At 75.5% G+C, this 1,520-nt stretch carries 2 protein-coding genes; one reads left to right on the top strand and one right to left on the bottom strand.

What is annotated here, in order from left to right; all coding sequences use genetic code 11:
- A partial coding sequence (locus ACTUAL_RS22220) for an ABC transporter ATP-binding protein (RefSeq protein WP_440901599.1) occupies positions 1-577 on the bottom strand: 577 nt, incomplete at its 3' end.
- A 155-nt stretch (positions 578-732) separates the two neighbouring features.
- Here ACTUAL_RS22220 and ACTUAL_RS22225 point away from each other — a divergent pair.
- Positions 733-1,335 carry a mismatch-specific DNA-glycosylase gene (locus ACTUAL_RS22225; RefSeq protein WP_440901600.1) on the top strand — a complete coding sequence of 201 codons (603 nt, stop codon included), beginning with the start codon at positions 733-735 and terminating at the stop codon, positions 1,333-1,335.
- Positions 1,336-1,520: the final 185 nt, after the last annotated feature.

The raw sequence follows: 1,520 nt of genomic DNA on the forward strand, positions 1-1,520 counted from the left end.
TCTCGGGGTCGAGGCCGGTGGTGGGCTCGTCGAGGAGCACGAGCTCGGGGCGGCCCATCAGGGTGCAGGCGAGGTCGAGACGGCGGCGCTCGCCGCCGGAGAGCGCGCTGACCTTGACCTGGGCGCGGGCGCGCAGGTCGAGCATCTCGAGGGCCTCCTCGACCGGACGCGGCGCGCTGAGCGTCGAGTGCCACATCTGCGCGGTCTCGGTGACGGTGAGGTCGCCGGAGAAGCCGCTCGACTGCAGCAGGACGCCGGTGCGGCTGCGCACCCGGCCGCGGTCGGCGATCGGGTCGAGGCCGAGCACGCGGACGCTGCCCTCGGTGGCGGCGGCGAGGCCCTCGATCACCTCGAGGGTCGAGGTCTTGCCGGCGCCGTTGGTGCCGAGGAGGGCGGTGACGGTGCCGCGGGCGACGTCGAGGTCGAGGCCGCGCACCGCCTCGAAGCTGGTGGCGCCCTTGCCGTAGCGGCGCACGAGGCCGCGCACCGAGATCGCGTGGTCGCCCTCGGGGAGCGGGGCGCCCGGCGTGCCCGCGGCTGGTGCGGGAGTGTCGTGGGGCGTGGTGTTCGTGGTCATGGCTCCAGCCTGCACCGCCGCGGGGGTCGTGGTCAGTGCGCTGTGTCATCGGGTGGCGGGGGTCTGTCACGGGTCGGGCATGACATCTGTCATGGGTGGTGCGAGCGGGTGCGCGGAGGAGGTGGAACGGCGGGGCCGTGTGGGAGGCTCGAGCGGTGGCCGAGAGACGCAGCTTCACCCGTGAGCAGCTGGAGGCGTTCCGCGACGCGGAGGTGCCGGATCTGCTGCCCGGGCGCGGCGATCCGCCGCTGCGGCTGCTCTTCGTGGGGATCAACCCGGGGCTGTGGACGGCGGCGACCTCCACCCACTTCGCGCACCCGGGCAACCGGTTCTATCCGGCGCTGCTGCGCGGAGGGGTGATCGAGGAGCCGATCGACCCGGCCGCCGGCATGGACGACGCGGACCGCTCCCGGCTGCGCGGGCGCGGGATCGGGATCACCAACCTGGCCCGCCGGGCCACGGCGCGCGCGGCGGAGCTGTCGGCCGACGAGCTGCGCGAGGGTGGGGAGGCGCTGCGCGCGCTGGTGGCGCAGCGGCGCCCGCGGGGGGTCGCCGTCGCCGGCATCACGGCGTATCGGACGGCGTTCGCCCTGCCCAGGGCGAGGGCCGGGCGGCAGCCCGAGGACTGGGGCGAGAGCCAGGTGTGGGTCGTGCCCAACCCGAGCGGACTCAACGCCCACGAGACCGTGACGTCGCTGGCCGAGGCGTACGCGGAGGTCGCCCGGGCCGCCGGCGTGATCGGGGACGCCGGCGGGTGAGCCTCGCCGGTCGCGCGGGCCGGCGGTTGAGCGGTCGCGCGGGTCGGCGGTTGAGCCTCGCCGGTCGCGCGGGTCGGCGGTTGAGCTTGTCGAAACCCGCGCCGTGGTTTCGGCAGGCTCAACCACCGGTGGCAGGGGTCAGTCCAGCGGAGTAGTGGTGCCGTCGGGGTCGACGCGGTAGCGGT

This window comes from Actinosynnema sp., from assembly GCF_052038725.1.